The following is a 25,188-nucleotide window of genomic DNA, read 5'->3' as shown; positions in this document are numbered from 1 at the left end:
GGCGACGAGTCACCCCCAGGCCGTGAGCCTGGCGATGGTCGATCCGTAGGAGTCGCCCCTGCGGGCCGGCCACCTCGCGGCGTCCTGCATCCCGTCCGGGCTTGCCATTCGAGAGTACCTCGGTTCGAAGCAAGCCGCGAACCGTTTTCCTCTTTTGGCTTCCCCCCGGGGCCGTCCGCCTCTCGGCGTCCCGCATCCCCTTGGGGCACGACAGACATTAGGCAGCCTCGGACAGCCCGTCAAATCGACACGACCCGCTGAACGCTCCGCCCACAAGGGCTTTGCGGCCCCTCGACCGTGGCCGTTCCGACGCCCGTGGGCGAGGGCCGGCTGGCCGACACCTCCCGCATGCGCGAGAAACCTGCAGGTCACTCGGAGTTCACGGCTGCGACATCAGTCCCATGTCAGCGGCGCGTCAGCGGGCGGGCGCCGATGTCCGCGCCCTGTCAGCGCCCTCCCCCACCGTGGTGACCGTCACAGATGACGCATGGCGAGAGGCGGGACCGATGGACGAAGTGATCCGCGCAGAGGGGCTGCGCAAGACGTTCGGCGATACGAAGGCGCTGGACGGTGTGGACATCGCGGCGCGCCGCGGCACGGTGCTCGGGGTGCTCGGGCCCAACGGCGCGGGCAAGACCACCGCCGTCCGCGTGCTGGCGACGCTGCTGAAGCCGGACGCCGGACGCGCCGAGGTGTGCGGCTACGACGTGGTCGGGGACGCGGCGCGCGTCCGGGCGAAGATCGGGTTGACCGGGCAGTACGCGTCGGTGGACGAGGAGCTGACCGGCACCGAGAACCTGGTGATGATCGCGCGGCTGCTGGACTTCGGCCGGCGGGAGGCGAAGGCGCGGGCCCGGCAGCTGCTCGACCGGTTCCGGCTGACGGACGCCGCGTCGCGCGCCGTGAAGACCTACTCGGGAGGCATGCGCCGGCGGCTCGACCTGGCGGCGAGCCTGATCAACCATCCCGAGGTCATCTACCTGGACGAGCCGACGACCGGGCTGGATCCGCGGGCCCGCAACGAGGTGTGGGAGACGGTCCGCACGGTGGTGGCCGACGGCGCGACCGTGCTGCTGACGACGCAGTACCTGGAGGAGGCCGACGCCCTCGCCGACCGGATCGCGGTGTTCGACCACGGCCGGGTCATCGCCGAGGGGACGTCCGACGAGCTGAAGGGGCGGGTCGGGCGGCAGACGCTCGCGGTGCGGGCCGCCGAGCCGTACCGCGCCGCACAGCTCGCCGCGATCGTGGCCGAGCTGACCGGCGAGCGCCCCGAGGTGCAGGAGGCGACGGGGCTCGTCACGGCGCCGGTGAACGATCCCGGGCTGATGTCCGCGCTGGTGCGGCGGCTGGACGAGGCGTCCATCACGGCGGCCGAGCTGGCGCTGCGGATGCCGAGCCTCGACGAGGTGTTCCTCACACTCACCGGCCACCTCGCCGACGAGGCCGGCCTCGAACTCGAAAGGAGCGTGGCATGACCACGATGACCGTCGACTCCCGTCCGCAGGCGCCGGCCGAGCCGCCCGGGCGCGTCAGCCCGCGGCGGACGCTCCGGCACGGCCTGACCCTGGCGTGGCGCAACCTCGCCCAGCTGCGGCACTCCCCGGAGAAGCTGCTGGACACGACGCTCATGCCGATCGTGTTCCTGGTGCTGTTCCTCTACGTGTTCGGCGGCGCGGTGGCGGGCGGAACGCACGCCTACCTGCAGGAGCTGCTGCCGGGCCTCGTCGCGATGATGACGATGTTCGCGACGATGGGCGTCGGGACGGCGCTGAACGAGGACATCCACAAGGGCGTGTTCGACCGGTTCCGCAGCCTGCCGATCGCCCGGTCGGCGCCGCTGATCGGGACGGTCCTCGGGGACACGGCGCGGTTCGTCACCGTGATGACGATGCTGGTGGGCTTCGGGTCGATCCTCGGCTTCCGGTTCCACACCGACCCGCTGTCGGTGGTGGCGGCGTTCGCGCTGGCGTACGTGTTCTACCTGGCCGTGTGCTGGTTCTCGGTGCTGGTGGGCCTGATCGCGCCGTCGCCGGACACGGTCCAGGGCCTGTCCTTCCTCTGGGTGATGCCGCTGACGTTCGGCAGCAACATCCTCGTCCCGAACACGGCCACGATGCCGGGGTGGCTGCAGGCGTGGACGGACATCAACCCGGTCACCCATCTGGCCGCGGCGGTGCGTGCGCTGACCGTCGGCGGCCCGATCGGGAACCACGCCTGGTACACGCTCGCGTGGGCGGCGGGGATCACTCTGGTCACGTTCCCGCTCGCCATGCGCATGTACTCGCGGCGGGCCTGACGGCGGCCCGGCCCGTCCCACCGCCGCGCGCGCCATCCCGGACGCACAGTCCGGGATGGCGCGCGCGGCCGTCCCCACTCGGTGCGGCACCCGTGCACGAGCCCGTCCCGCCGCATTCGTCAGATGGACGCGACGAGGTCGGCGCTCTGCTCGAAGACGCCCTGGCGGGTGACCAGGCGGCCGCGTTCGTAGGCGGCGGCGAAGGCGTCGTCACCGAGGGCGCGGGTCACCGCGGGCAGCGTCCGGCGGACCTCGTAGGAGGTGTCGTCGCTGTAGCCGTTCAGGGTGTGCGCGGTGCCGAGCAGTTCGGCGGCGCGGACGAACGCACCGCGCGCGGCGGCGTAGGCGGCCAGCCCCTCGATGAGGGACGCCACGGTCGGGTTGCCCATGAGGACGTCGTCGTGCAGGTCGCGGAACGCCTCGGTGTGCCGGCGCCGCGCCTCGTCGAGGTCGCCGTCCTCCTCGGCGAGGCAGCCGAGGCGGCTGTGGGTGCGGCGGGCGGTCTGCACGAAGTCGGGCCGGTGGCCGCGCGCCTCGACCCACTTGTGCGCGCGCTCGGCGTAGGCGCGCCCGGCGTCCCGGTCGCCCTCCTGGAGGGACAGTTCGCACAGTTGCAGGGACGCGCCGGCCGCTTCGGCGAACTCACCGACCCGCTCGGTCTCCGCCATCGCCCGGTCGAGGTCCGCGCGCGCGCCCTCGACGTCGCCCTGCCGGGCGCGCGCACGGGCGAGCTGGATGAGGATCCCCGCGCCCTGCTCCGGGCTGACCTGGGCGGTGGCGTAGCCGTGCGCCTCCTCGCCGAGCCGGATGGCCTCCGCCGCCTCGTCCCGGGCCAGCGCGACCTGCATCATCCCGCTCAGTGCGACGATCATCCCGAACCGGTCGCCCATCTCCCGGAACCGCGCGTAGCCGTCGGCGGTCTCCGCGGCCGCCTCGTCGATGTCACCGGTGTGGATCGCCATGTGCCCCAGGCAGACGCGGACGATGGCGCGGAGCCACGGGTCGGGATGGTCGTCGATGTCGTGCAGCCGCCGGCGCATCGCCTCCATGTCGCCGGTGAAGATGCTGGACGCGCACTGCGCGAGGGCCAGGACGGGATGCCTCGGCCTGTCGGGGATGACGGAGGCGATGTCCGCCAGGGCGGCGTTCAGCGACTCCCGCGTCGGCCCCTGGTCCTTCTGCATCTCGGTGATGAGGCGGGACGAGATGACGCAGAGCGCGTGCTCCTCCTCCAGGCCGGGAGGCGGGGTGTCGCCGGCCATGGCGTGCACGGCGACGGCCCAGCCGGACGCCTCCGTCTCCATGTCCCGCAGGATGAAGAAGAACACCAGGGACGCGAGGAGCCGCAGCCCGGTCTCGACGTCGCCGGTCTCGGTCACGTGGCGGAACGCCGCCGCGATGTTGCCGCGTTCGGCGGAGATCCGCTCGGCCCAGCGCAGCTGGTCGTGGCGGCGCAGCTCCGGTTCGGCGCGCTCGGCGAACCCGACGAGGTAGCAGGCGTGCGCGTCCCGGACGCGCCGGGCCTCGCCGGACTGCTCCAGCCGCTCCCCCGCGTACACCCGGACGGTCTCCAGCAGCCGGTAGCGGACCTCGGCGTCGCCGTCCGCCATCACCAGCGACTTGTCGACCAGGGCGGCGATGACGTCTATGACGTCGTGCGGGTCGGGGGCGTCGGGGGCGTCCAGCCCGCACACGTGCACGGCGCCCTCGGGGGTGGCGCCGCCGGCGAAGACCGAGAGCCTGCGCAGGACGGTGCGTTCGGCGTCGTCCAGCAGGTCCCAGCTCCAGTCGACGACGGCGCGCAGCGTGCGGTGCCGGGGCAGCGCGGCGCGGCTGCCGCCCGCCAGCAGCCGGAACCGGTCGCCGAGCCGGGCCGCGACCTGGCCGGGCGTGAGGGAGCGCAGCCGGGCGGCGGCCAGCTCGATCGCGAGCGGGATGCCGTCGAGCGCCCGGCAGATCGCGACGACGTCGGCGACGGTGCCGGCGTCCACGGCGAAGCCGGGGCGGACGGCCGCGGCCCGGTCGGCGAACAGCCGGACCGAGGCGTAGCCGAGCGCGGCGGCCGGGTCGGCGGCGTCCTCGTCCGGCAGCGGCAGGGACGGGACGGGGCACAGCGACTCGCCGGTGATGCCGAGGGGTTCGCGGCTCGTCGCGAGGATCCGGACGCCCTGCGCCTGCGCGAGGACGTGGTCGACGAGCCGCGCGACCGCGTCGATGAGGTGCTCGCAGTTGTCGAGCACGATGAGCATGCGCTTGGCGGCTAGGAAGTCGGTGAGCCGTTCGACGGGCCGCACCGCCATGCGCGTCTCGCCGGGCCGGACGGTCTCGGGGACGCCGAGCGCCGACAGCACGGCCTGCACGGCTTCGCCGGGTTCGCTGACCGGGGCGAGCGGGACGAACCAGGCGCCGTCCGGCATCTCGTCGACGAGCGCGGCGGCGCTCTCACCGGCGAGCCGCGTCTTGCCCGCTCCGCCGGGGCCGGTGAGCGTGACGAGCCGGGTCTCGCGGAGCAGCTTGCCGACGCGCCGCGACTCCTCCTCCCGTCCGACGAAGCTGGTGAGCTGCGCGGGCAGGTTGGTGCGCGGCGCCGGTGCGGGAACGTCCGGGACGGCGGCGGGCGCGGGCGCCGGGGCCTCCCGCCGCAGGATCGACAGGTGGACGGCGGCCAGCTCCGGGGACGGGTCGACGCCGAGCCGGTCGGCGAGCGCACGCCGCGTCTCCTCGTACACCTCCAGCGCCTCGGCCTGCCGCCCCGCCGCGCACAGCGCGCGCATCAGCTGGCCGCGCAGCCTTTCGCGGAGCGGGTTGGCGGCGGCGAGCGGCTCCAGTTCGGCGACCGGCGGGACGGGTAGGCCAGCGGCGAGCTCCGCCTCGACGCGGTCCTCGACGGCGGCGACCCGCAGTTCCTCCAGCCGCGCGGCGAACGGGTGGGCGAAGTCGGCGTCGGCGACGTCGGCGAGGGCGGGCCCGCGCCACAGCGCGAGCGCGGCCCGCAGCCCGGCGGCCCGCCGCGCCGGGTCGTCCTCGGCGCGGGCCGCCGCGGCGCCGCGCTCGAACGCGACCGCGTCGACCTCCGCCGGGTCGATGCCGAGCCGGTAGCCGGCCGGGCCGTGCTCGACGACGTCCCGTCCGGCGACGCCGCGCAGCCGGGAGACGAGCGCCTGCAGGGCGTTGCCGCCGGGCGGGGCGCCGTCCCACAGGTCGTCCAGCAGCCGCTCGGCGGACACGGGCCGGCCGCCCTCGGCGGCCAGCCGGACGAGGAGGGCGCGCAGCCGCCGGCCGCCGACCTCGACGGGCCGGGCGGCCTCGTCCCGCAGGTCGAGCGGGCCCAGGATGCCGATGCGCACGAGTCCCCTTTCCGGGTGCCATTCTCGCCGATGTGTGGACTTCGTGTGCCGGGTAGTTGTTCCGCTATGCCTAGAGCACAGATCAAGGACGAGAAGACGTACCAGAAGCTGCGCGACCAGGGCGAGAGCAAGGAGAAGGCCGCGCGCATCGCGAACGCCTCCGCGAACCGCGGCAAGAAGAACGTGAGCCGCAAGGGCGGCAAGAACCCCTCCTACGACGACTGGACGAAGGACGAACTGCTCGACCGCGCCCGCGAGATCGGCATCGAGGGCCGCTCCTCGATGAACAAGTCCGAGCTGGTCAAGGCGCTGCGCGACCACTAGATGGAACTCGTCTTCGTCCTGGACTGCCGCGACCCCGACGCGCTCGCCGACTTCTGGGCCGCCGCCCTCGGCTACGAACGCGGCCGATACGACCCCCCGTACGTCCACCTGACGGACCCGTCCGGGCGGGGCCCGATGATCCTGCTGCAGCGCGTCCCCGAACCGAAGTCCGGCAAGAACCGCATGCACCCTGACCTCCGCGTCGCCGACATGGACGCGGAACTCGCCCGCGTCACCGGGCTCGGCGCCACCGTCGTCCGCGGCCCCTTCGTGGACGACGGCTGGCCGACCACGGTGCTCGCCGATCCGCAGGGCAACGAGTTCTGCCTGATCGTCGACCCCCGGAAGGAGAAGCGATGAACGCGGTCGTCGACACCGCGCGCAAGCAGAAGGAGGAGTACACCGCCGGAGCGGACCGCCCGCTCGGCTCCTACCTCGGCACGCTCGGCGTCTACGCGCTGACGACGGCGGCGATGGCGCTGCTCGGCCGCAGGCTGCGCGACCGTCCGCCGGTCATCGGCGCCGCCGACCTGGCGCTGATGACGGTCACGACGCACAAGGTGGCGCGGCTGATCGCCAAGGACCCGGTGACCAGCCCGCTGCGCGCCCCGTTCACCCGGTACTCGGGGACGGCGGGCCCGTCGGAGGTGGCGGAGGAGGTGCGCGGCAAGGGCGTCCGGCATGCCGTCGGGGAGCTGATCACCTGCCCGTTCTGCACGGCCCAGTGGGTCGCGACGGCCTACGCGGCGGGCCTGGTGTTCGCCCCGGAGGCCACCCGCCTCGCCGGCGTCACGATGACGGCGGTCACCGGCTCGGACTGGCTGCAGCTCGCCTACGCGCGCCTCCAGCAGTCGGCCGAGGGCTGACCAGGAAACCCCCAACAAAACCACACGAACCACCCCGTCTTCACGTTTGTCCCAGCTGCAACGGGTACGGCCGTCCCATGGATCTGGCATTCCTCAAGACGCTGTATGAACGTCCGGGCCCGTACGCGTCGGTGTACGCCGACCTGACCCGGACGACCGAGGACGCGGCCAAGGCCGCGGAGCTGCGGTGGCGGGCGCTGCGCGCGGAACTGGAGGACCAGAACACCCCCAAGGCGACCGTCCGCGCGATCGCGCGGACCATCGAGGAGGAGCTGGCCATGCGCCGCTCCGAGGGCATCGTGGTCTTCGCGGCGGACGGCGAGGTGGTGTACAGCGAACGGCTCCCCCACCCGCCCCGCGTCACCCGCGCGACCCTCGCCCCGCTCCCGGACGTCCTGCCGTACCTCACCGAGCGCGGCGAGCAGTTCGCACACCTGGTGGCCGTCGTCGACCGCCGCGGGGGCGCGATCGACTGCGTGGGCGCCGACGGCAGGCACGAGCACATCGACGTGCGGGGCGACGAGGAGTACCCCATCCGCAAGGTGAAGGCGGGCGACTGGAACCAGTCCCGGTACCAGCGCTCCTCGGAGAACACCTGGAAGCTCAACGCGAAGAAGGTCGCCCACGAGATCGACCGCGCCGCCGACCGCTGCCGCGCCGAGGCCGTCGTGATCGCCGGCGACGTCCGCGCCCGCAACGCCGTCCTGGAGGAGGTGTCGGAGAGCGTCCTGGAGCACACCGTCGAGGCGGACAAGAACACCGGCATCGACGACCCGGAGCTGGACGACGAGCTGAACCGCCTCCTGAAGCTGAAGACGGCCGAACGCGTCATGACGGTCGCCGAGCGCTTCGACCGCGAACTCGCCAACGGCGAGCGCGCGGTGTCGGGCCTGCCCGCGACGACGCAGGCGCTCCGGCACGGCCAGGTGGAGACGCTGCTGCTGATGGACGACGCCGACTCCGACGACCAGTTGTGGATCGGCCCCGACCCGATCCAGGTCGCCGCCACCGCGGAGGAGCTCCGCGAGGAGTTCGGCATCACCGACCCCCGGGCGGAGCGTGCGGACGCGGCCCTGGTGCGGGCCGCCGCGGCCACCGACAGCGAGCTGGTCGTCGTGCCGTCCAACGACCAGGCACCGGACCATCCCGTGGGCGCCGTCCTGCGCTACACCACGACCCCCGTCTGAAACGACAAAGGAGTGGCGGCCCGCAGGCCCACCACTCCGAAGCCGAGCGTGGAGCTATGGGGATTCGAACCCCAGACCTCCTCCATGCCATGGAGGCGCGCTACCAACTGCGCCATAGCCCCTCGGTCGAGGAAAAGCTTAGTGCACGCTGGGAGCGGTTGAGACACGGGCCGCGAAGGACACCCCTTCGCGGCCCGTGAACGTCAGCGGCCGCCGGCCGTGTAGGTGTACGTGCCCTCGTCGAGGGTCGGCACCTTGACCAGGAGGCTTTTGGGCATCTGCACGAGCCCCAGGAGCTTGTTGTCCTTCTGGGCGACGGTGCGCCCGTCGGGATCGGTGTAGGTGCCCTCGACCGGCGCGGTCTCCGCGCCCTCGGCACCCTCCGCGCCTTCCGCGCCCTTGGTGTCCTCCGCGCCCTGCGTGCCCTCCGCGCCCTTGGTGCCCTTGGTGTCCCACCCGTCCTCTGCGCTCGGCGTGTCCTGCGCGTTCTGCTCCGCCTTCATGGTGCAGACGGCCTTGGCGAGGTCGGGGCTCTTCAGCATCGAGCTGAGCATCGACGTCAGGAAGTTCAGCGCCTCGGGGCAGTCGTCCAGGGTGTAGGTCCGCGGGACGGGCTGCGGTGCCTCCTCCGCGGACGCCGGCACGGCCACGGCCGTGACGGCCGCCGCCGCGACCGCGGCGGGCAGCAGCCCTAGCATCGGGCTTCTCATTGGGGTCAACCCTCTCGATCATGCATCGCCACGTCATTGGCTGTTCCCTCATGATCGACAGTGCGAAGCGCGGGCGGAGCAAAGGTAGCCGCCGTCATGGCGAAGGCTTTGCGTCAGCTCCACCCGAGCTGCTCGGCGACCTCGTCGGGCGCGTACCCGCGGTGCCCGCCGTCGCCGATCCACACCATGCCGTCCGCCTCCGCGACGCCTCCGACGGCGTGCTCCTGCGGGAGCCGGGGCTGGACCGCCAGCCGCACCTGCGTCCCGGGCTCGAACCGGCGCAGTTCGTCGATGAGGTCGGCCACCGTGACCTCGCGCTTCGCCCCCCTGCGATGTCTTCCCATACCCCGCATGAAACCATCCCGCCCCCCATGCTCAGGTCGTCCGGCACCCCCCATTCGCCAGACGGCCCCAACCAAGAGCCAAGGGGCACCCAGCAAGCGCGACCACAAAGCCCAAGGGCAGCGCGCACCAGACCGCAAGAGAAGCGGAAACAGAAACCGGCAAGGGGGCGTGGGGCGGAGCCCCCCCACATCGGGGGCCCGGGGGTCGCCCCCCGGACAAAACGACGAAGGAGTGGCAGGAAAGGAGCAAAGCTCCGACCACACCACTCCCAACTCCGAGTGGAGCTATGGGGATTCGAACCCCAGACCTCCTCCATGCCATGGAGGCGCGCTACCAACTGCGCCATAGCCCCGCCGCTGCGTGGACGTTCATCCCGCAGCGCCCCGCCAGTGTATAGGACGGACGGGGCTGCTCTCGAATCGTTTGCGGGTCAGGTGCCGGCGTCGGGCCGGTCGTCGCTGAGCACGGGCTCGGGGAGGGTCCCGGCGTTGTGCTCGGCGAGTCGCCAGCCGCCGTCGCGCATCTCGGTGACGACGGACCAGCAGCAGTTGGACAGGCCGCCGAGGCGCTCCCAGGTCTCCTCGGGGAGCCCGAGGAGGTGGGACATGCCGAGGCGCAGCGCGGCGCCGTGCGAGGCGACGACGAGCTGGCCGGTGGGCGGCAGCTCGTCGAGGGCGCGTTCGAGGGCGGCGCCGACGCGCTTGGCGACCTGGGCGCTGGTCTCCCCGCCGGGCGGCTGCCAGGCGGCGTGCTCGGCCGGGTAGCGCTCGCGGATCTCGCGGGACGTCAGGCCCTCCCAGGCGCCGCCGTCGCGTTCGATGAGGTCCCGGTCGTAGCGGACGGGCAGCCCGGTGATGTCGGCGAGCGCCTGGGCGGTGTCGGCGGCGCGGCGCAGCGGGGAGGCCAGCAGGGCGGTGGGGCGGAGCCCGGCGAGGAGCCGGGCGGCGCGCTGGGCCTGCTGGACGCCCGTCTCGTCGAGCGGGATGTCGGTCTTGCCCTGGAAGCGGCGTTCGACGTTCCACGCGGTCTGGCCGTGCCGCCAGAGGACGAGCCGCCGCTTGCCGGGTTCGCGGGTGCGGCGGGCGTCACTCACTCGGGCTCCCGACGGCACGGGCGCGCTGGGCCTGGTGGGCGGTCGCGCCCTCCGGCAGGTCCATGAGGGGGCAGTCTTTCCACAGGCGTTCGAGGGCGTAGTACATGCGGTCCTCTTCGTGCTGGATGTGCACGATGATGTCGGCGTAATCCAGCAGGACCCACCGGCCCTCACGCTCGCCCTCGCGCCGGACGGGCTTGGCGTCCGCCTCCTCGCGCAGGCGCTTCTCGACCTCGTCCACGATGGCGCGGACCTGCCGGTCGCTGGGGGCGGAGCAGAGCACGAACGCGTCGGTGATGACGAGCTGCTCGCTCACGTCGTAGGCAAGAATGTCGTCGGCCAGCTTGTCGCCCGCCGCCTCGGCGGCGATCCGGACGAGCTCTGCCGCCCTCTCGGATGCGGTCACGATGCGCTCGCGATCCTCCCTGTAGGGGTCGTCTCCGTTGACACCCTCTCACGTGCCAAGGACGTCGGTACCCCCGTGTCGATGTACAACCGCACGCTCATGCGGCCCTCCCCCACCAGGGTATGCGGAGCGCACCACCAGGGTCGCGACCAGCTCCGTCCAGGGGGCGACCCCCTGGAACCCCCGTCACGGCCGAGAGGCCGTTTCCCGATCCGCTGGCGCGTCTCGTGAAACAGCCTCCCGCCCGGCGGGCCGTGCGACCTCCGGGCGCTGAGCGCCCTCCGGCCGCACGACCCGTGGGCGGTGGCTGGGGTTCAAACGGTGACGGGTGGGCCGGGTGGGCCGGGTGGGCACCACCGCCCCCAAATGCACAACTAATACAGGTTTCGTTTATTGATGTATTGGACTATGCCGTCCGGGACGAGGTACCAGATCGGTTCGCCCGCCTGGACGCGTTCGCGGCATTCGGTGGAGGAGATGGACAGGGCCGGCACCTCCATCAGGGAGACGCGTCCGTTGGGGAGGCCCGGGTCGGCGAGGCGGTGGCCGGGGCGGGTGACGCCGATGAAGTGGGCGAGTTCGAACAGTTCGTCGGTGTCGTGCCAGGTGAGCATCTTCTCCAGCGCGTCGGCGCCGGTGATGAAGAACAGGTCGGTGCCGGGCCCCTGGATGTCGCGCATCTCGCGGAGGGTGTCGACGGTGTAGGTGGGGCCGGGCCGGTCGATGTCGATGCGGCTGACGGAGAAGCGCGGGTTGGACGCGGTGGCGATGACGGCCATGAGGTAGCGGTCCTCGGCGGCGGTGACGTCGCCGCCCTCCTTGTGGGACGAGAGGCCGGTCGGCACGAACACGACCTCGTCGAGCGAGAAGAAGTGCGCGACCTCGCTCGCGGCCACGAGGTGCCCGTGGTGGATGGGGTCGAAGGTGCCGCCCATCACACCCAGCCGCCGCTTTTGCGTCATGGCGACGAGAATAGCCAGCCGGGTCGGTGCCCGGAACGTCCGGCCCCCCGGGCTCAGCTCAGGCCGGGGATGGGCGGGTGGCCGTCGTCCCACGTCACGACGCGGACGGCCTTGCCGACCTCGGTTCGCGGCACGGTGCCGCCGGGCAGCACGAACACCTCGGCGGTGAGCCCCAGCGCCTCGTGCAGCGCGTGGACGAGGTCGGCTCCGGGGTCACCGGAGAGTGCCTCGCAGGCGACGAGGAGCCGCGCGGACGGGCTGCGCCGGTCCACGACGAGCTGGTAGTGCGGCCGGACGAGCCCGGACCCGAGCAGGACCCGTTCGACCTCGCTCGGGTACACGTTGACGCCCCGCACGACGATCATGTCGTCGACCCGTCCGAGGACCTTGCTCATCCGGACGAGGGTCCGCCCGCAGGCGCACTCGCCGCGCGTCAGGGACGCGATGTCGCCGGTCCGGTACCGCAGCAGCGGCAGCGCCTGCTTGGTCGGCGTGGTGAAGACGAGTTCGCCCGGAGTGCCGTCGGCGACGGGTTCGCCGGTGGACGGTTCGACGGCCTCGACGATGAAGTGGTCCTCGTTGACGTGCAGGCCGTCCTGTTCGAGGCATTCGGTGGCGACGCCGGGCCCGATGACCTCGGACAGGCCGTAGACGTCCATCGCCTTGATCGGCAGCACGGCCTCGATGGCGGTGCGCAGCTCCTCCGACCAGGGCTCGGCGCCGAACAGCCCGGCCTTCAGCGCGGGGATCTCGACGCCGGCCTCGGCGACGGCCTCGCCGAGCCGCAGCGCGTACGCGGGGGTGCAGGTCAGGATGTCGGCGCGCAGGTCGGCGAGCATCCGCACCTGGCGGTCGGTCATGCCGCCCGACATCGGCACGACGGTCGCGCCGAGCGCGACGGCGCCCTGGTGGATGCCGATGCCGCCGGTGAACAGCCCGTACCCGTACGCGTTGTGGACGACGCTGCCCGGCGCCGCCCCGGCGCACGACAGGGAGCGCGCGCACATCGCCGCCCACAGGTCGAGGTCGCCCTTGGTGTAGGCGACGAGGGTCGGGCGCCCGCGCGTCCCGCTGGAGCCGTGCACGGCGGCGACCTGGTCCCGCGGGACGGCGAGCATCCCGAACGGGTAGCCGTCCCAGAGGTCCTGCTTGGTGGTGAACGGCAGGTCGCGCAGGCCGGCGAGCGTCACGTCGGAACCGCCGGTGACACCGGCGTCCTTCAGCCGCCGCCCCTGCACGCCGCCGGCGGCGAGGAGCCGGTCGACCAGCCCCCACAGCCGGTGCCGCTGCAGCGCGGCCCGCTCGTCCACCGACATCGCCTCGGCCTTGGGATCGAACATGGCTGCCTCCCGGGCGCGGCCGGACCCGGCAGCCGGTCCCCGGCGTGGAACCCTGCCGCCCGACCGTTCGTCGGAACTACCATGCCAGACTTGGCTTCTCCTCTGGGGAAGGGAGATTCCTGCTTCGTCGCCGATCGCCCGCTCGGAAAGAAGTCTCCCGTTGAGGTCTGATATCGGCTCCACAGGCGTTTCGCCTCTCCGCCAGCCCGACGGCGAGGATGTTACGGGCCGCGTTGACGTCCCGATCGTGTTCCGCTCCGCATCCGCACGTCCATTTGCGCACGTCCAAAGGCATGTCCTGCCGAACAGCGCCGCAGGACGAACAGCGTTTGGACGAGGGGAACCAGCGGTCCACGACGATCAGCTCACGTCCGTACCAGGCGCATTTGTACTCGAGCGTCGACCTCGTTTCTCGCCAGGCGGCGTCCGCGATGGCGCGAGCGAGACGATGATTGCGGACCATGCCGCCGACATTGAGATCCTCGATGACGACCGCTTGGTTCTCGCGGACGAGACGAGTCGTGAGCTTGTGCAGGTGGTCACGTCGCCGATCGGCGACGTGGGCGTGGACCCGGGCCAGCCGGAGCCTGGCCTTGGCGTGGTTGGCCGATCCGGGCAGCTTTCGGGACAGCGCGCGCTGCGCCTTGACCAGTCTCCGCCGATGCGATCGCTCGTGGCGTTCCGCACCCTCCGGCAACGGACGCGACCACACGATCCGCAACGGCGACCTCATCTTGGCCAGGGTCAGTCGGCCGTCGCAGTACGTGAACGCCGATCGCGTGAACTCGGCGGACGCGCGGGATCGCCCGCGCGATGTGAACCGCGGTCGCCTCGCGCGTCCGGCCAGGAAATTGCCGACGGCCGCCTGCAGATGACGCAGCGCCTGTTGCAGCGGCACGCAGGAGACGTCCCTCAAGAAGGAGAACTCGTCCTTCTTCGTCCAGACGGTGAGCAGCGCGGACGTTTCGCCGTAGGTCAGCGGACGCCCGTCCTGGAGAGCTCGGATGCGCGCCTCCAGGGCCATGTTGTAGACCAGACGTACACAGCCGAAAGTGCGGCCCAGCTGCTCGGCCTGCTCCGCCGTCGGGTGGAAGCGGTACCGGAAGGTCATCTGGACACGCTGCGTCATGAGTCGCACACTATCCGAACACATGATCGAGAGCAGGCCGTTTCCCCGTTCTCTCTCGTCCGGAGCCGCGGTGGCACGGGGCCGCCGCCGCACCCCGTCCCGCCCGCCCGGCAGACCGGGCTTCGCACCCTTCAGGAGGTCAGACATGACGGAGAACACACCGGATCGAGCGCGGACGCGGTTCCCGGGGATCAGTTCCCGGGCCTATGAGCACCCGGCGGACCGATCGGCGCTGGTGGCGCTGCGTTCGCTCTCCGGGTTCGACGTCGTCCTCCGCAAGATGTCGGGGCTGATCAACGAGCGGTCGCTGCGGCTGATGTTCCTCGGCGGGACGGTGCGGGTCGGCGAGGACCAGTTCCGCCACATCCACGACATGGTGCGCGACGCCTGCTACATCCTGGACATGCCCGAGGTGCCGGAGCTGTTCGTCCGGCAGGACCCGACGCCGAACGCGATGGCGCTCGGCTCCGACCACCCGTTCATCGTGGTGAACACCGGCCTGCTCGACCTGCTGGACGACGAGGAGCTGCGGTTCGTCATCGGGCACGAGGTCGGGCACATCCTGTCCGGGCACGCGGTGTACCAGACGATGATGCAGATCCTGCTGCAGCTCGGGTCGCGGCTGGCGTGGCTGCCGCTCGGCAACGTCGGCATCGCGGCGATCATCATCGGGCTGCGGGAGTGGTTCCGGAAGGCGGAGCTGTCCTCGGACCGGGCGGGGCTGCTCGCCGGGCAGGACGTGGACGCGGCGAAGCGGGCCAACATGAAGCTCGCGGGCGGGGTCCGGCTCGGCGAGATGAGCGCGGAGGCGTTCCGGCAGCAGGCGCGCGAGTACGACGCGGCCGGCGATGTGCGGGACGGGATCCTGAAGTTCCTGAACCTGCTCGGGCAGTCGCACCCGTTCGCGGTGATCCGGTTCGCCGAGATCGACCGGTGGGCGCACGGCGGCGAGTACGAGCGGATCCTCGCCGGGGACTACACGCGCCGCGACGAGGACGACAGCGCGTCCGTCCGGGAGGAGATCAAGGACGCGGCGCGCTCCTACCGGGAGTCGTGGGAGCGGACCGCCGACCCGTTCGTGGGCAAGGTCCGCGACGTGGCGGACGCGGCGGCGGGCGCCGCCGGCGGGCTGTTCGACCGGCTCACCCGCCGCGACAACGGGCCGACGAGCCGGTAGCGGGGCTCGGGCCGCCGCGACACGGACGCGGCGGCCCTTCTTTCAGAACGGGGCCGGGACGAGGAGTTCGACGTTGCGGTCGGCGGTCTCGCCGCGGCGGTCGGAGTCGCGGTCCTGCCAGTCGTTGCCCGCCAGTTCGCGGGACAGCGACGCCAGCCGGACGGGGTCGGTGAGGCGGCCGCCGTAGGAGGCGGGCCCGGCGGAGTCGAGGATCGTCGCGAAGATCGACAGGGTGCCGTCGCCGTTGTCGGCCAGTTCGACGATGCGGCTCTGCTGCGGGAAGTCGATGTGCGCGGCCGTGTTCACCTCCCAGAAGCCTCCCGATCCCTCGCGGGCGTGCGGGATGACCTGGTTGCGGTGCGTGTGGCCGTTCACCCACAGGATGACGTTCGGGTAGCGCAGCAGGAGCGCCCGCACCTCGTCGCCGAGGACGCGATCGCCGCCGAGGGGGTTCTCCAGCGAGCCGATCGGGTGGTGGCTGAACAGCACGAACAGCCGGTCCTTCACACTGTGCTTCACGACGGTGCCGTCCGCGGCGTGGTAGCGGCTGCTGCCCGCCTTGAGCTGCGCCTCCAGCCACGCGAACTGCTTCTTGTCGAGGGAACCCTCGGAGTAGCCGTTCGGGTTGACGGTGTCGAGGACGAGACCGCGCACCACGCCCTGGTCGAATCCGTAGTAGGCCGTCCCCTCCAGGAGGTTGGCGGCGGTGAAGCCGTGGCCGCGCAGGGACGCGGACGTCGTGAAGTGCTCGGCGACGACCTCCCGGCGCGACAGCATCCGCCGGTCCCAGTCGGGCGTGACCGGGCGGAACAGCCCGCCCGCGCCGCCCTGCTCGCGGCTGAGCCGGACGAGTTCCGCGGCGTCGGCGTTCTGGATCATGCGGGCGAGCCGCTCGGCCTGGCCGTCGTCCGCCGGGGCGCCGATCTTGATGCCGCCGGTGGCGAGGCCGGAGACCAGCGGGTTCACCGGCAGGTTGCCCTGGATGAGGCCGTCGTGGTTGCCGAACGCGGCGAGCCACGGCATGGCCAGGCCGGTCGCCTGGAACGGCCGGCGGGCGGCGTCGATCAGGCCCTTGACGCGGGGGAAGCCGTACTTGGCGTAGCCGACGTCGGGCTGCGCGCCGGGCGGCGCGCCCTCGGGGTGCCAGTACGCGCGGTCGTAGGACGTCCAGTCCATGACGCCCTCGTACCGGTTCGGGTCGCCGGAGTCGGGGCGGACGCGGCCGCCGTCCAGCAGGTCGATGATCCAGCGGATCTCGTTGTACTGGACGTTGTCGGCGGCGTCGCCGGTGTTGATGGTGAACGCCAGCCCGAGGCCGGTCGCCGGGCCGCGGCCGACCCGGTTCATCGCCTGCACCATCGCCTCGGCGACCTGCGTGGACAGGATCTCCTGCGGCCGCCATCCGCCCTCGGGGAAGCCGCTCACCAGGTCCCGGATCCGGTCGATGAACTCGACCCGGGCCGGGGACTGCGCGTCGATGACGTGCACGTCGGTGAGGTGCCCGAACGCGAGGATCCCGCGGCGGGTCGCGGCGCGCCGGGCGGCGGCGGTGCCGCCGAGGTCGCGGCGCAGCAGGTGCGGCTCCCCCGGCCCGGTGATCACCGGGCGGTAGCCGCCCGCGCCCGCCGCGCCGAGCACGTACGTCCGGTCGAGGGTGGTTCCGGCGGCGGAGCCGGCCAGCGCGGGCGCGGCAGCGGCGGCGGCGGGACGCGCGGGGAACGCGGCCAGCCCGGTCGAGGCGATCCCCGCGCCGAGGGCGGCGCCCTTCAGCACGCGGCGGCGGCTGTACTCACGAGTCACAATCGTGAATCAGACCACAGCCTCAACGTGACATCAATGGCAAAAATGTCACAACTTTGACGGGTCAGCCGCGGGTGTGGCCCTCACCGGTCACGACGTACTTCGTGGACGTCAGCTCCGGCAGCCCCATCGGGCCGCGCGCGTGCAGCTTCTGCGTCGAGATGCCGATCTCCGCGCCGAAGCCGAACTCCTCGCCGTCGGTGAACCGCGTCGAGGCGTTCACCATCACCGCGGCCGAGTCGACCAGCGACACGAAGCGCTTCGCGGCCGGCTGGGACGCCGTCACGATCGCCTCGGTGTGCCCCGACCCGTAGGTGCGGATGTGCGCGACGGCGTCCTCCAGGGAGTCGACCACGCGGGCGGCGATGTCGAGCGACAGGTACTCGGCGTACCAGTCGTCCTCACCGGCCTCCACGACGTCGTCGCTGTAAGAGCGGATGCGGTCGTCGCCGTGGACGGTGACCCCGGCGGCCTTGAGCGCCTCAAGCGCGCGCGGGACGAACGCGTCGGCGACGTCGGCGTGCACCAGGAACGTCTCCGCCGCGTTGCACACCGACGGGCGCTGCGTCTTGGCGTTCAGCAGGATCTCGACGGCCATGTCCACGTCGGCGGCGGCGTCCACGTAGACGGCGCAGTTCCCGACGCCCGTCTCGATCACGGGGACGGTCGACTCCTCCACCACCGAGTTGATCAGCGACGCGCCGCCGCGCGGGATCAGCACGTCCACCAGGCCGCGCGCCCGCATCAGGTGCTTCACCGACTCGCGGGACGTCCCCGGCACGAGCTGCACCGCGTCGGCGGGGACCTCGGTGTCGGCGAGCGCGGCCTGCATCACCTGGACCAGCACCGTGTTCGAGTCGTGCGCGGACGACGAGCCGCGCAGCATCGCCACGTTCCCGCTCTTCAGGCACAGCGCCGCGGCGTCCACGGTCACGTTCGGCCGACCCTCGTAGATCATCCCGACGACGCCGAGCGGCACCCGCACCTGCCGCAGCTCCAGGCCGTTCGACAGCACGTTCCCGCGCACCGTCTCCCCCACCGGGTCGGGCAGCGCGGCGACCTGCCGGACCGCCTCGGCGATCGCGGCGATCCGCGCCTCCGACAGGCTCAGCCGGTCGATCATGTACTCGGAGGTGCCGTTCTCGCGGGCCCGCGCGACATCGACCTCGTTCGCCTTCACGATCTCCGAGGCGGCGGCGACCAGCGCGTCCGCGATCCGGTGCAGGGCCGCGTCCTTCGCCGCCCGCGGCAGCGGCGCCAGCCCGGCCGCCGCGTCCTTGGCGCGCCGCGCCACCCGCAGGAACTCCTCGCGCTCGCCCTCGCCCATCACAACGCTCCCTCGTTCGAGCCGGTCCGGGGGACGCCCCCAGGCCCCCCGGTCATTTCAGAATCACCAAATGGTCGCGGTGGATTATCTCGCGTTCGTACCCGGCGCCCAGCTCCCGCGCCAGCCAGCGCGTCGAGCGCCCCATCAGCTCCGGGATCTCGGACGCGTCGTAGTTCACCAGGCCGCGCGCGACGACGCGGCCGTCCGGGTCGCACAGGTCGACCGGGTCGCCGGCGGCGAAGTCGCCGTCCACCCCCGTCACCCCGGCCGGGAGCAGCGACTTGCGGCGCCGCACCACCGCCTCGACGGCCCCCGTGTCCAGTGTGACGCGGCCCTGGCCGGTGGTGGCGTGCGCGAGCCACAGGTTCTGCGTCGACATGCGGCGCCCCTCGGCCGGGTGGAACAGCGTGCCGACCCGGTCGCCGGCGAGCGCGTGCGCGGCGGACGCGGCGTTGGTCAGCACCACCGGGATGCCCGCGATGCGGGCCGCCTCCACCTTGGTGACCATGCCGCCCGTGCCGACGCGCCCGGACCGGCCGAGCTTCACGTCCCTCAGGTCGTCCGGCCCGCGGACGTCGTCGACGCGGCGGGCGCCGGGCTGGCGCGGGTCGCCGGTGTAGAGCGCGTCGACGTCCGACAGCAGGACCAGCGCGTCCGCGCGGATCAGGTGCGCGACGAGCGCCGCGAGCCGGTCGTTGTCGCCGAACCGGATCTCGTCGGTGGCGACGGTGTCGTTCTCGTTCACGATCGGCAGGATCCCCAGCGCGAGGAGCTGCCCCAGCGTCCGCTGCGCGTTGCGGTGGTGCGAGCGGCGCATCATGTCGTCGGCGGTGAGCAGCACCTGCCCGACCGTCAGCCCGTACCGGGCGAACGACGAGGTGTAGCGGGCGAACAGCAGGCCCTGCCCGACGCTCGCCGCCGCCTGCTGGGTCGCGAGGTCCCCGGGGCGGCGGGTCAGCCCGAGCGGCCCGAGCCCGGCGGCGATCGCGCCGGACGACACGAACACGATCTCGGTGCCGTCGGCGCGGCGCGCGGCGAGGACGTCCACCAGCGCGTCGATGCGGTTCGCGTCGATCGTGCCCAGCGGCGTCGTCAGCGACGACGACCCCGCCTTCACCACGATCCGGCGGGCCTTGGCGATCTCCTCGCGCTCGCTCACGGCTCCCGCGCCTCCCCGCTCACGACCAGCCGTCCAGGCGGCGGTCGGTGCCGCGCGGGCCCGTGGCGGCCTCGCCGGCGGGGACGTCCGGCTCCCAGTCGAACACGATCGAGTCGTCGGCGGTGCCGATCAGGACCGTGGCGCCCGCGCTGGCGCCCGCCTCGGCGAGCGCGTCCTCCACGCCGAGCCGGGCGAGCCGGTCGGCGAGGTAGCCGACGGCCTCCTCGTTGGCGAAGTCGGTCTGCCGCAGCCACCGGACGGGCTTCGTCCCGGTGATCAGGTAGGTGTTGTCGCCGAGGGCCTTGACCTCGAACTCGGTGTCGCCGCCGACCGGCTCCGGCCGGATCACGATGCGGGTCGGCTCCGCCGGCGGCAGCGACGCGCGGTACTCCGCCACCATCGCCGCCATCGCGAACGACAGCTCCCGCAGCCCCTCGTGCGTCGCCGCCGACACCTCGAACACCCGCAGCCCGCGCGCCTCGAACTCGGGGCGGACCATCTCGGCGAGGTCGCGGCCGTCCGGCACGTCGACCTTGTTCAGCACCACGATGCGGGGCCGGTCCGACAGCGGCCGGTCGCCGAGCACCCGGTCGTAGGCCCGCAGCTCGCGCTCGATGACCTCGAAGTCGCTGAGCGGGTCGCGGTCCGGCTCCATCGTCGCGCAGTCGAGCACGTGCGCGAGGGTGGACGAGCGCTCGATGTGGCGCAGGAAGTCCAGGCCGAGGCCGCGGCCCTCGCTGGCGCCCTCGATCAGGCCCGGCACGTCCGCGACCGTGAACGTCGTGTCGCCGGCGCTGACCACGCCGAGGTTCGGGATCAGCGTCGTGAACGGGTAGTCGGCGATCTTCGGCTTCGCGGCGGACAGCGCCGCGATCAGCGACGACTTGCCCGCGCTCGGGAACCCGACGAGCGCGACGTCGGCGACGCTCTTCAGCTCCAGGACCACGTCCCGGGCCTCGCCCGGCTCGCCGAGCAGCGCGAACCCGGGCGCCTTGCGCTTGGCCGAGGCCAGCGCCGCGTTCCCGAGGCCGCCGTGGCCGCCCTTCGCGACCACGTACCGGGTGCCCTCGCCGACCAGGTCGGCCAGCACCCGGTCGCCCTCCTTCACGACCGTGCCGTCCGGGACGGGCAGGATCACGTCGCCGCCGTCCGCGCCGGTCCGCATGCTGCCCTGCCCCTGCTTGCCGTTCCCGGCCTTGCGGTGCGGGCGCCGGTGGTACTCCAGCAGGCTCGCGGCGTTGGAGTCCACGACGAGGACGACGTCGCCGCCGCGCCCGCCGTTCGCGCCGTCCGGCCCGCCGAGCGGCTTGAACTTCTCCCGGTGGATCGAGGCGCAGCCGTTGCCGCCGTTGCCCGCCGCGACGTGCACCACCACCCGGTCGACGAACTGCGCGCCCGATCCCGCTCCTGCGGCCACGGTGACTCTCCTCGGTGAAACCTCGTGAAAAAGGCGAAGGGGCGGACCGTCGAACGGTCCGCCCCTTTCGAAACGTCTGGAACCCAGGCGGACTATTCCGCCGGCGGGACGATGCTCACCGCGTTGCGCCCGCGGTACCGGCGGAACTGCACCGAGCCCGCGACCAGCGCGAACAGCGTGTCGTCACCGCCGCGGCCGACGCCCGGGCCGGGGTGGAAGTGGGTGCCGCGCTGCCGGACGATGATCTCGCCCGCGTTGACGACCTGGCCGCCGAAGCGCTTCACGCCGAGGCGCTGGGCGTTGGAGTCGCGACCGTTGCGGCTGGACGATGCGCCCTTCTTGTGTGCCATGAGACCGCTCTCCCTTACTTCCCGGCCTTGATACCGGTGATCTTGACCTCGGTGTACGGCTGACGGTGACCCATCCGCCGCTTGTACCCGGTCTTGTTCCGGTAGTGCATGATGTTGATCTTCGGGCCCTTGACCGCGCCGAGGATCTCGGCGGTCACCTCGTAGCGCACCAGGTCGGCCGAGCCGCTGACGACGTTCTCGCCGTCCACGACGAGGACCGCCGGGAACGTGACGGTCGAGCCGACCTCGCCGGCCAGCTTGTCGACGGTCAGCACGTCATCGACGGCGACCTTCTCCTGCCTGCCGCCTGCGCGGACAATCGCGTACACCGCGGAAACCCTTCGTCTGCGCGCGCTTCCGGACTGAACCGGTCCCACGCGTGGCTTACCAGCCCCCGGATGGGGGCCTACCCCCGGCACCGGGCCGAGAGCGGCACACCAGGAAAGACCCTGGCGCTCTCTGCTTGCCCTCACCGGATCGGCGAGGTGAGCACCGAACGGACCCCGGACGGGGTTCGTGGTGCGGGTTCAGTTGACGCGCCCACGACGCGCCGAAGTACGAGGATACCGGATGCCCTGACCGCAACGCGAACGCGCGGCCAGGGCACCGGGCACTTCGTCAGTCGTCCGCGGACTCGCCGACGTCGGCGGTGGCGCGGGTGCGCCGGGTGCGGCGCCGCCGGGCGGCCGGCTCGGCCTCCGGCTCGGGCTCGGCGGCGGCCTCGGCGGGCGCGGAGCCGTTGGACTCGGCCGCCGAGGCGTCCGCCGCGACCGGGCCGGCGCCGTTCAGCTCGCCGCCGGACGGCTCGGCGCCGTTCGCGGTCACCGGGACGGGCTCGGCGGAGTCCAGGGCGCCGGGGGCGGTGCCCGCGGCCTCCTCGGCGGCCTCGGCGGCCTCCACCGCGGCCTGGGCCGGGGACTCGTCGATCTCGGGCGGCGGGCCCGCCGGGCGCTTCGCCGGGCCCGACCTCCTCGGCCGGGTCCGGACCGGCTCGGGCCTGGCCTCCGGCTCCGGCTCGACCTCGGCCACGGGCTCGGGCGCCGGCTCGGCCGCCTGCTCCTTGGGCTTGGCCTCGTGGTGGGCCAGCTTCTCCTCGACGGCCTTCTCGACCTCGCCCTTGCGCTTGCGGCGGCGGCCGCTCTCCTTGCCGGCCGCCTTGTCCGGCTTGGGCTCGACCGGCGACAGGTGGACGTGGATGCCGCGGCCGTTGCAGGACTCGCAGGTCTCCGAGAACGCCTCCAGCAGGCCCTGGCCGACCCGCTTGCGGGTCATCTGGACCAGGCCCAGCGAGGTGACCTCGGCGACCTGGTGCTTGGTACGGTCCCGCGACAGGCACTCGACGAGGCGGCGCAGCACCAGGTCCCGGTTGCTCTCCAGCACCATGTCGATGAAGTCGATCACGACGATGCCGCCGACGTCGCGGAGCCGCAGCTGGCGGACGATCTCCTCGGCCGCCTCCAGGTTGTTGCGGGTGACGGTCTCCTCCAGATTGCCGCCCTGCCCGGTGAACTTGCCGGTGTTGACGTCGATGACCGTCATGGCCTCGGTTTTGTCGATCACCAGCGAGCCGCCGGACGGCAGCCACACCTTGCGGTCGAGGGCCTTGGCGATCTGCTCGTCGATGCGGAACGCCGACAGGGCGTCCTGGTCGCCCGTCCAGCGCTCGACGCGGTCGGCGAGGTGCGGGGCCACGTACTCGACGTACTCGGAGACGGTGTCCCACGCCTCGGCGCCGGACACGACCAGCTTGGAGAAGTCCTCGTTGAAGATGTCGCGCACGACCCGGATCGTCAGGTCGGGCTCGCCGTAGAGCAGCGACGGCGCCGAGGCCGTCTTCACCTTCTTCTGGATGCTCTCCCACTGGGCCGCCAGGCGCGACACGTCGCGGGAGAGCTCCTCCTCCGTGGCGCCCTCCGCGGCGGTGCGGACGATCACGCCGGCGTTGTCCGGCATGACCTTCTTCAGGATCGACTTGAGGCGGCTGCGCTCCTTGTCGGGGAGCTTGCGGCTGATGCCGGTCATCGAGCCGTCCGGCACGTACACGAGGTAGCGGCCGGGCAGCGAGACCTGGCTGGTGAGCCGGGCGCCCTTGTGGCCGAGCGGGTCCTTGGTGACCTGGACGAGCACCGACTGGCCCGACTTCAGCGCCGACTCGATGCGGCGCGGCTGGCCCTCCAGCCCGGAGGCGTCCCAGTTGACCTCGCCCGCGTACAGGACGGCGTTGCGGCCCTTGCCGATGTCGACGAACGCCGCCTCCATAGACGGCAGGACGTTCTGGACCTTGCCCAGGTAGACGTTGCCCACGTACGACTGGTGCGTTGCGCGGTTGACGTAGTGCTCGACGAGGACGTCGTCCTCCAGGACGGCGATCTGGGTGCGCTCGCCCTCCTGCCGGACGACCATGACCCGCTCGACCGACTCGCGGCGGGCCAGGAACTCCGCCTCGGTGATCACCGGCGGGCGGCGGCGGCCCTGCTCGCGGCCCTCGCGGCGGCGCTGCTTCTTGGCCTCCAGCCGGGTCGAGCCCCGCACGGACCGCACCTCGTCCTCGGCGGCGGCGCGCTCCTCGCGGGCCGTGCGGACGTGCACGACGGTGTTCGGCGGGTCGTCGGTGTCGGCGCCGTTCTCGCCGTCGGTGCCGGAGCGGCGCCTGCGGCGGCGCCGGCGGCGGCTGGTGCCGGACTGGGCGTCGCCGTCGTCCTCGTCGTCGGCCTCCTGCTCGGCCTCCTCCGCCTTGGGCTCCTTGTCCGCGTCCTTCTTGGCGGCGTCCTTCTTGGCCGCCTTGCTCGACCTGGTGCTCTTGGCGGCCTTGCCGGACTTGGGCTGCTCGTCCTTGGCCGGCTCCTCGGCCTCGGCCTCCTCGGCCGGCGCCTCGTCGTCGGCGCCGTCCCTGCCCCGGCCGCGGCCCCGGCCGCCGCGGCGGCGGCGCCGCCGGGACGGGCGGTCCTCGGAGTCGTCCTCGTCGGCCGGGCCGTGGTCGTGATCGTGGTCGTCGTCGCCGGTGTCGCGCTCGGCGGCCGGCTGCTCCGGCTCGTCCTTGGGACGGGCGGGCGCCTCGGCCTTCGGCTGCGGCGGCTGGAAGACGACCATGGGGGGCTGGAACGTGACGCCGGGGATGCCGACGCCGCTCGCGGGCTCGGTCTCCGACACCTGCTCGGGGGTGACCTCGGCGCCCGCGACCGGCACGGCGGGGATCTCCGGCACCGGCGGGACGGCGGGCGGCTCGGCGGCCGCGGCCGTGCGGCGGCGGGCACGGGTGCGCGTGCGGGGGGCGGGGGCCTCCTCGGCGTCCGCCTCGGGCTCGGGGGAGGTCTCGGGGGAGGTCTCGGCGCCGGTCATGGGGACGGGCGCGGGCGTCTCGGCGGCGGCCTTGGCGCCGCGGGCGCGGGTACGGGTGCGGGTGGCCCGCTTCGGCGGCTCGGGCGCCTCCTCGGCGGCCGGCTCCGCGGTCTCGGGCTCAGGCGCGGCCTCGGGCTCGGGCGCGGCCTGGGTCTCGGGCGCGGTCTCCTCGGCCGCGGGCTCCGCGACCTCGGCCCCGGCTTCGGTCTCCTTCGCCTCGGCCTCCGCCGTCTCGGCCTCCGCCGTCTCGGCCTCCGCAGTCTCGGCCTCTTCGGCCTCCTCGGTCTCGGCTTCGCCGGCCTCGGCGGCGGGGGGCTCCGCGGGGGCGTCGTCCACCTCGGGCGGCGGGCCGGCGGGCCGGCTCGCCCGGCGCGGGCGCGAGGTCACGCCCGTGCCCTGCTCCGCCGCACTCCCGTTCGCGCCGCTCGCGGTCTCGGTCGTCTCTTCTTCGGTGCCGTCGGCCGCGGCCGAATCGACTTCGTTCTCAAGCATCCGGGCAATCTCCCGTCAGGCTCCCGGGCGCGTCCGCCCGTCCCGCCCGGGGGCGGATCGGTGCGGTGCGCCGCGCGGGAGCACCTCGTCAGTCATCGGCGTCGTCATGGCCGGACGGT

At 72.9% G+C, this 25,188-nt stretch carries 21 protein-coding genes, 2 tRNA genes and 1 pseudogene; 7 read left to right on the top strand and 17 right to left on the bottom strand.

Annotated elements, in window-relative coordinates; translation table 11 throughout:
* Nucleotides 1–506 precede the first annotated feature (506 nt).
* Both ACGFI1_RS43420 and ACGFI1_RS43415 read left to right on the top strand, forming a co-directional pair.
* Nucleotides 507–1,478, top strand: a complete 972-nt coding sequence (locus ACGFI1_RS43420) for an ATP-binding cassette domain-containing protein (RefSeq protein WP_386875307.1) — start codon at nucleotides 507–509, stop codon at nucleotides 1,476–1,478.
* Entirely contained in the window at nucleotides 1,475–2,299 is an 825-nt protein-coding gene (locus ACGFI1_RS43415) for an ABC transporter permease (protein ID WP_205719647.1), read from the top strand. The genes ACGFI1_RS43420 and ACGFI1_RS43415 overlap by 4 nt, the downstream gene beginning before the upstream one ends.
* 119 nt (nucleotides 2,300–2,418) lie before the next feature.
* Here ACGFI1_RS43415 and ACGFI1_RS43410 read toward each other — a convergent pair whose 3' ends face one another.
* On the bottom strand, nucleotides 2,419–5,646 hold the full coding sequence (locus tag ACGFI1_RS43410) for an AfsR/SARP family transcriptional regulator (protein ID WP_392793482.1): 3,228 nt from the start codon (nucleotides 5,644–5,646) through the stop codon (nucleotides 2,419–2,421).
* A 66-nt stretch (nucleotides 5,647–5,712) separates the two neighbouring features.
* On the opposite strand from ACGFI1_RS43410, the gene ACGFI1_RS43405 reads away from it, so the two are divergent.
* The 4 genes from ACGFI1_RS43405 (at nucleotide 5,713) to ACGFI1_RS43390 (ending at nucleotide 8,023) form a co-directional block, all read left to right on the top strand.
* Nucleotides 5,713–5,970 carry a DUF7218 family protein gene (locus tag ACGFI1_RS43405; RefSeq protein WP_386875303.1) on the top strand — a complete coding sequence of 86 codons (258 nt, stop codon included), beginning with the start codon at nucleotides 5,713–5,715 and terminating at the stop codon, nucleotides 5,968–5,970.
* Entirely contained in the window at nucleotides 5,971–6,330 is a 360-nt protein-coding gene (locus ACGFI1_RS43400) for a VOC family protein (RefSeq protein ID WP_386875301.1), read from the top strand.
* Nucleotides 6,327–6,836 carry a DUF1360 domain-containing protein gene (locus ACGFI1_RS43395; protein WP_392793481.1) on the top strand — a complete coding sequence of 170 codons (510 nt, stop codon included), beginning with the start codon at nucleotides 6,327–6,329 and terminating at the stop codon, nucleotides 6,834–6,836. Before ACGFI1_RS43400 ends, ACGFI1_RS43395 begins: the two co-directional genes overlap by 4 nt.
* A gap of 77 nt (nucleotides 6,837–6,913) precedes the next feature.
* Nucleotides 6,914–8,023 (top strand): baeRF2 domain-containing protein, encoded by a 1,110-nt coding sequence (locus ACGFI1_RS43390; RefSeq protein WP_392733968.1) that lies wholly within the window; start codon nucleotides 6,914–6,916, stop codon nucleotides 8,021–8,023.
* Between the two features lie 49 nt (nucleotides 8,024–8,072).
* Here the strand turns inward: ACGFI1_RS43390 and ACGFI1_RS43385 are convergent.
* The 9 genes and pseudogenes from ACGFI1_RS43385 to ACGFI1_RS43345 all read right to left on the bottom strand — a co-directional run.
* Nucleotides 8,073–8,145: transfer RNA gene (locus ACGFI1_RS43385), tRNA-Ala, on the bottom strand.
* Nucleotides 8,146–8,226: 81 nt separating this feature from the next.
* Nucleotides 8,227–8,733 carry a hypothetical protein gene (locus tag ACGFI1_RS43380; protein WP_392733966.1) on the bottom strand — a complete coding sequence of 169 codons (507 nt, stop codon included), beginning with the start codon at nucleotides 8,731–8,733 and terminating at the stop codon, nucleotides 8,227–8,229.
* A 113-nt stretch (nucleotides 8,734–8,846) separates the two neighbouring features.
* Entirely contained in the window at nucleotides 8,847–9,077 is a 231-nt protein-coding gene (locus ACGFI1_RS43375) for a hypothetical protein (protein WP_301177689.1), read from the bottom strand.
* Nucleotides 9,078–9,357: 280 nt separating this feature from the next.
* Nucleotides 9,358–9,430: transfer RNA gene (locus ACGFI1_RS43370), tRNA-Ala, on the bottom strand.
* Between the two features lie 78 nt (nucleotides 9,431–9,508).
* Nucleotides 9,509–10,171 (bottom strand): histidine phosphatase family protein, encoded by a 663-nt coding sequence (locus ACGFI1_RS43365; protein WP_386875293.1) that lies wholly within the window; start codon nucleotides 10,169–10,171, stop codon nucleotides 9,509–9,511.
* Entirely contained in the window at nucleotides 10,164–10,577 is a 414-nt protein-coding gene (gene rsfS, locus ACGFI1_RS43360) for a ribosome silencing factor (protein ID WP_138638707.1), read from the bottom strand. The genes ACGFI1_RS43365 and rsfS overlap by 8 nt, the downstream gene beginning before the upstream one ends.
* Before the next feature lie 374 nt (nucleotides 10,578–10,951).
* Nucleotides 10,952–11,539, bottom strand: a complete 588-nt coding sequence (nadD, locus tag ACGFI1_RS43355) for a nicotinate-nucleotide adenylyltransferase (RefSeq protein WP_138638708.1) — start codon at nucleotides 11,537–11,539, stop codon at nucleotides 10,952–10,954.
* A gap of 53 nt (nucleotides 11,540–11,592) precedes the next feature.
* Nucleotides 11,593–12,879 carry a phenylacetate--CoA ligase family protein gene (locus ACGFI1_RS43350; protein ID WP_392733962.1) on the bottom strand — a complete coding sequence of 429 codons (1,287 nt, stop codon included), beginning with the start codon at nucleotides 12,877–12,879 and terminating at the stop codon, nucleotides 11,593–11,595.
* Between the two features lie 116 nt (nucleotides 12,880–12,995).
* Nucleotides 12,996–14,008: pseudogene (locus tag ACGFI1_RS43345) on the bottom strand (RNA-guided endonuclease InsQ/TnpB family protein); the annotation flags it as partial.
* A 145-nt stretch (nucleotides 14,009–14,153) separates the two neighbouring features.
* Here ACGFI1_RS43345 and ACGFI1_RS43340 point away from each other — a divergent pair.
* A complete protein-coding gene (locus ACGFI1_RS43340; RefSeq protein ID WP_387072935.1) occupies nucleotides 14,154–15,185 on the top strand; it encodes a M48 family metalloprotease in 1,032 nt (343 codons plus the stop codon).
* Nucleotides 15,186–15,227: 42 nt separating this feature from the next.
* Here ACGFI1_RS43340 and ACGFI1_RS43335 read toward each other — a convergent pair whose 3' ends face one another.
* The 7 genes from ACGFI1_RS43335 to ACGFI1_RS43305 form a co-directional block, all read right to left on the bottom strand.
* Nucleotides 15,228–16,985: a TIGR03767 family metallophosphoesterase gene (locus ACGFI1_RS43335; protein WP_392793479.1), complete on the bottom strand. Its 1,758-nt coding sequence runs from the start codon at nucleotides 16,983–16,985 to the stop codon at nucleotides 15,228–15,230.
* 64 nt (nucleotides 16,986–17,049) lie between these two features.
* Complete coding sequence (locus tag ACGFI1_RS43330; protein WP_392793478.1) at nucleotides 17,050–18,312, bottom strand: glutamate-5-semialdehyde dehydrogenase; 1,263 nt, start codon at nucleotides 18,310–18,312, stop codon at nucleotides 17,050–17,052.
* Between the two features lie 52 nt (nucleotides 18,313–18,364).
* Nucleotides 18,365–19,471, bottom strand: coding sequence for a glutamate 5-kinase (proB, locus tag ACGFI1_RS43325; RefSeq protein WP_205719430.1), 1,107 nt, complete (start codon nucleotides 19,469–19,471; stop codon nucleotides 18,365–18,367).
* 19 nt (nucleotides 19,472–19,490) lie between these two features.
* Complete coding sequence (gene obgE / locus ACGFI1_RS43320) at nucleotides 19,491–20,888, bottom strand: GTPase ObgE (protein WP_138638713.1); 1,398 nt, start codon at nucleotides 20,886–20,888, stop codon at nucleotides 19,491–19,493.
* Between the two features lie 92 nt (nucleotides 20,889–20,980).
* On the bottom strand, nucleotides 20,981–21,238 hold the full coding sequence (gene rpmA, locus ACGFI1_RS43315; protein ID WP_138638714.1) for a 50S ribosomal protein L27: 258 nt from the start codon (nucleotides 21,236–21,238) through the stop codon (nucleotides 20,981–20,983).
* A gap of 14 nt (nucleotides 21,239–21,252) precedes the next feature.
* The gene (gene rplU / locus ACGFI1_RS43310) at nucleotides 21,253–21,567 is read right to left on the bottom strand and encodes a 50S ribosomal protein L21 (protein WP_392793477.1); all 315 of its coding nucleotides are present in this window, start codon (nucleotides 21,565–21,567) and stop codon (nucleotides 21,253–21,255) included.
* 289 nt (nucleotides 21,568–21,856) lie between these two features.
* Complete coding sequence (locus tag ACGFI1_RS43305; protein ID WP_392793476.1) at nucleotides 21,857–25,069, bottom strand: Rne/Rng family ribonuclease; 3,213 nt, start codon at nucleotides 25,067–25,069, stop codon at nucleotides 21,857–21,859.
* Nucleotides 25,070–25,188: the final 119 nt, after the last annotated feature.

The sequence above is a fragment of the Actinomadura geliboluensis genome (assembly GCF_043197915.1).
GTDB classification, from domain to species: domain Bacteria; phylum Actinomycetota; class Actinomycetes; order Streptosporangiales; family Streptosporangiaceae; genus Spirillospora; species Spirillospora geliboluensis.
Note: the sequence above shows the minus strand (reverse complement) of the source record. Positions and strands in the feature narration are given on the sequence as shown.